The organism is Polaromonas sp. P3_C2, assembly GCF_056402675.1.
Genome location: NZ_JBFUGX010000395.1, coordinates 1 through 3,976, shown reverse-complemented (window position 1 = coordinate 3,976; position 3,976 = coordinate 1). Strand labels below are relative to the sequence as shown.

Sequence of the window (3,976 nt, the reverse complement as noted above, 5' to 3'; positions counted from 1 at the left end):
TCAAAGTCCCGGCCGTGGTATTCCCAGTAGCCGAACAGCAGGTTTTCCGGCTCTCGCAGAAAAATGCTGTAGTTGCGCACCTGCGATTGGTGAATGCGCTGCAGCACAGCGGGCCAGACGGCCGCGTGCAGGCGCTTGTATTCGGCGATGTGCCGGGGGTCGATACCAATGACCCATCCCATTCGTTGCATATCAATTTCCGTCTATATGTTGGCCAAGGTGGTACAGGCGGCGCGCATTGCCGCCAAAGATGGCGGCCAGTGGCCAGTGCGGTTTGCCAGATTCCAGAAATGCGGGTGCGCGTCGATCAGCATGGGGTCTTCCTCAGGCTGGTACTGGCGCATCGGGATGCAGCAGGTCGCGGCTGCGCAGGGCCTGCCACAGCGTGGCGGGAATGGGCGTCTCCAGCCACGCGACGTTCTGTTGCAGCTGGGTTGCGGTGCGGGTGCCGGTGACGCAGCACACAACCGCAGGGTGCGCCAGTGGAAACTGCAGTGCGGCGGCCTGCAAGGGCACGCCGAATTCCTCGCAGGTCAGCGCCAGCGCTTGCACGCGCGCCACCACGGCGGGCGGGGCTTCCGCATAATTGAATTTGGTGTTGCCCGCCAGGACGCCGGAGTTGAACGGCGCGGCCACCACGATGGCGTTGCCGCGGCGCATGCAGTCGCCCAGAAAGGGGGTGATGCAGTCCTGCTCCAGCAGGGTGTAGCGCCCGGCCAGCATGGTGCAGTCCAGGTCGAACTCCTGCATGCTGTCCATCACCACCTGCCATTCGTTCACGCCCAGGCCCACTGCCTTGGTGGCACCGCTTGCGCGCAATTCGTCCAGCGCGCGGAAGCCGCCCCCCGTGGTCAGTTGTTGCCAATAATGCGCATGCTGTTCGCCGTGGGTGTCGCGGCCGATGTCGTGTACGTACAGGATGTCGATATGGGCCAGGCCCAGCCGTTGCTGGCTGTCCTCGAATGAGCGCATTACGCCGCTGTAGCTGTAGTCATACTGCGGGCGAAACGGGTAGGGGTTGGCCCAACCTCCATCGCCAGGACCCACGCTGGCATCGGGGCGCAGCAGGCGGCCCACCTTGGTGCTGACGACATACTCATGGCGGGGGCAGTCGGCCAGCTGGGCGCCCAGGCGGTGCTCGGAGCGGGTGTAGCCGTAGTAGGGTGCCGTGTCGAAATAGCGCACGCCGGCCGCCCAGGCGCAGGCAAAGACTTCCTCCACCTCGCGGGCACTGGTGGCACGGTACAGGCCGCCCATTTGCGAGCAGCCCAGGCCCAGGGCAGTCAGCCGCAGGTCCACGCGGGGAAGGAGTTTCAGATCCGTGGTGTGCATATACCCATCCTCCGGCAGCCGGTGCCGGAGGGATCCTTGGGTTGGAGCGGTTTAGTAGAGAACGTTCTTGGCAGCGGGTGTGTCGATGTTTTTCTTGGTCACCATCAGCACACCGGTATCGCGGAAGGCGGGTACTTTCTTGCCTGCCACGATTTCCGCCACGGTCTTCACACCCAGGTTGCCCATTTCAAAGGCGCTTTGCACGGCAATCGCCTCGATGGTGCCGTCTTTCACAAAGCCTTGCAGGTCGGAGTTGCCGTCAAAGCCGATGGCCACCACCTTGCCGGCTTTGCCCGACTGAACCAGTGCGCGGCCCATGCCGATAGCGGTGGGTTCGTTGGCGCCGAAGATGCCCTTGAGGTCGGGGTTGGCGGCCAGCACGTCGGTGGTCTGGTTCAGTGCGGTACCCATCTGCGAGTTGGAGTAGAAGGGGCCCACGATCTGCAGCTTGGAATGCTTCTTGATGTAGTCGGTGAAACCTCCCACGCGGCCGATTTCGGAGCCCGAGCCCGCGGTGTAGGACATGACGGCAATTTTGCCGGTGGTACCGACTTTCTCGATCAGCGTCTTGGCGGACATTTCTCCGGCAGTCTTGTTGTCGGTGGCCAGGAAGGACTGGTAGTAAGCCTTGCCGGAATCCGATGCGGCGGAGTCAATCAACACCACAGGAATCTTGGCTTCCCAGGCTTTTTTCATGGCGGGGATCAAGGCATCCGGATCCGACGGGGCCAGCACGATGCCGGCGACCTTGCGGTTCACGGCGTTTTCCACCAGGGCCACCTGCCCGGCCAGGTCGGTGTCGGATGCTGCGCCCTGGAAGGTGGCGGTGTAGCCCTTGAGATTTCCCACGGCAGCGTTGGCACCCTTCTTCACGTTTTGCCAGAAGTCCGAGTTGGCGGTCTTCACGATAACGGCAATTTCCTTGTCGGCGGCCATAGCCATCGACGACGCAGCCACCAGGGCGGCTGCGATCAGTGTGTGGACAAATTTTTTCATTTCTTTCCTCATGGGTAGTGGTTGTGGAGGTTGTCTCTCGAAGTCCCGGTAAGCCCTGCCGGTAGGGATCACTTGCGATGGCGCATCTGGTCGATCCATACGGCCAGCAGGATGACGACGCCAATCAGAATTTGTTGGGTGAAAGCGGACACGCCGCTCATGTTCAAACCGTTGCGCAGGATGCCAATCACGAACGCACCAATGACGGTGCCCGACACCGTGCCCACACCACCCGTGAGCGAGGTCCCGCCTATCACCGCGGCGGCAATAGCATCAAGTTCGTACATCAGGCCCTCGCTGGGCTGGGCCGTGACCAGGCGTGACATCAGCACGCAACCGGTCAGCCCGGCCAGCAAACCGGAAAGCACATAGGCAAACAGCGTCACGCCGTTGACGTTCACGCCCGAGAGCCGGGCGGCTTCCAGGTTGGAGCCGATGGCGTACAGATGGCGGCCCAGCGTGGCACGGTTAAGCAGGACGGAGACGGCCAGCGCCAGCACGACCATGAGCACCACGGGATAGGGAATGCCGACGAACACCACATCGGGGAAGCCGTCCGCACCGATATTGACGATGCGGAACAAGGCTCCGTTGCCCAGTTCCGCAAAGCTGTCGCCCAGGCCGCTGATGGCGCGGGCATCGGTCAGCTGCAAGGCCACGCCGCGTGCCACCAGCATCATTCCCAGGGTGGCAATAAAGGGCGGCAGTTTGAGCACCGTCACACACAGGCCGTTGATCAGCCCGCACAGGGCACCGACCAGCAGGCCGGCAAACATGCCCAGCGGCACGGGCGCGCCCGCCTTGACCAGCATTGCGGCCACGACGCCGGACAGTGCCAGGATGGCACCTACCGAGAGGTCGATACCGCCGGTGATGATCACGCAGGTCGCTGCGATGCCGAGGTAGGCAATGGACGTCACCTGGAGCGCCACGGTCATGCCATTGCCCACGCTGAAGAAGGCGTTGCTGGTGAACGAGAAGATGGCGATGAGTCCCAGCAAGCTGGCCAGCGCGGCAAATTTCTGAAACAGGTCTTGTTGTTGTTCGGTCATGGTGTGGTTCGGGAAAGAAGTCTTGGAGGGTTCAGTGGGTCAGCTGGTCGGCTTGCAGGGGCGGCACGCTGCGGCCGGAGGCGTAGTGCATGACCTCCTCCTGATGGGTCTCGCGGGTGGGGAGGATGGTGACCAGGCGGCCTTCATGGAAGACCGCGACACGRTCGGTCATCCCCATGATTTCGGGCAGCTCGGAGCTGATCATCACGACGCCGATGCCCTGCCCTGCGAGCTGGTCCAGCAACTGGTAGATCGCGTACTTGGCGCCCACATCAATGCCGCGTGTGGGCTCGTCAAAGAACAGCACGCGTGATTGACGGAACAGCCATTTGCTGATCACGAGCTTCTGCTGGTTGCCCCCCGAGAGCAGGCGCACGATCTGGCTGCTGCTGGGCGTGCGGATGTCGAGTGCGCCAATGTAGTGGCGTGCGGCATCCTGCTCCTTGGCAAACTGGATCATGCCCGCACGATTGGACACGGCTTCCATGTGGGCCAGTGTGATGTTTTGCGCCACATTCATCTTCAGTGCCAGCCCGTCGTGCTTGCGATCCTCTGACAGGTAGGCCAGCCCCTGGCGTACGGCATCCCGTGGCGAG

At 62.7% G+C, this 3,976-nt stretch carries 5 protein-coding genes; all 5 read right to left on the bottom strand.

Going from position 1 to position 3,976, the window contains the following annotated elements:
• Positions 1-191 (bottom strand): L-rhamnose mutarotase (locus AC1DWI_RS15785; protein ID WP_477725177.1); only part of this gene is annotated, 191 nt, incomplete at its 3' end.
• A 133-nt stretch (positions 192-324) separates the two neighbouring features.
• A complete protein-coding gene (locus AC1DWI_RS15780) occupies positions 325-1,332 on the bottom strand; it encodes an aldo/keto reductase (protein WP_477667886.1) in 1,008 nt (335 codons plus the stop codon).
• 51 nt (positions 1,333-1,383) lie between these two features.
• Positions 1,384-2,328, bottom strand: coding sequence for an ABC transporter substrate-binding protein (locus AC1DWI_RS15775; RefSeq protein ID WP_457280127.1), 945 nt, complete (start codon positions 2,326-2,328; stop codon positions 1,384-1,386).
• Between the two features lie 68 nt (positions 2,329-2,396).
• Complete coding sequence (locus AC1DWI_RS15770) at positions 2,397-3,380, bottom strand: ABC transporter permease (protein ID WP_477667887.1); 984 nt, start codon at positions 3,378-3,380, stop codon at positions 2,397-2,399.
• A 31-nt stretch (positions 3,381-3,411) separates the two neighbouring features.
• Positions 3,412-3,976: ATP-binding cassette domain-containing protein (locus AC1DWI_RS15765; RefSeq protein ID WP_477725176.1), on the bottom strand; the 565-nt coding region annotated here is incomplete at its 5' end.

What these genes read in the sequence shown, in the direction of transcription:
- AC1DWI_RS15775 (WP_457280127.1), bottom strand. Translation starts at nt 2,328, where the DNA reads ATGAAAAAATTTGTCCACACACTGATCGCAGCCGCCCTGGTGGCTGCG.
- AC1DWI_RS15780 (WP_477667886.1), bottom strand. Translation starts at nt 1,332, where the DNA reads ATGCACACCACGGATCTGAAACTCCTTCCCCGCGTGGACCTGCGGCTG.
- AC1DWI_RS15770 (WP_477667887.1), bottom strand. Translation starts at nt 3,380, where the DNA reads ATGACCGAACAACAACAAGACCTGTTTCAGAAATTTGCCGCGCTGGCC.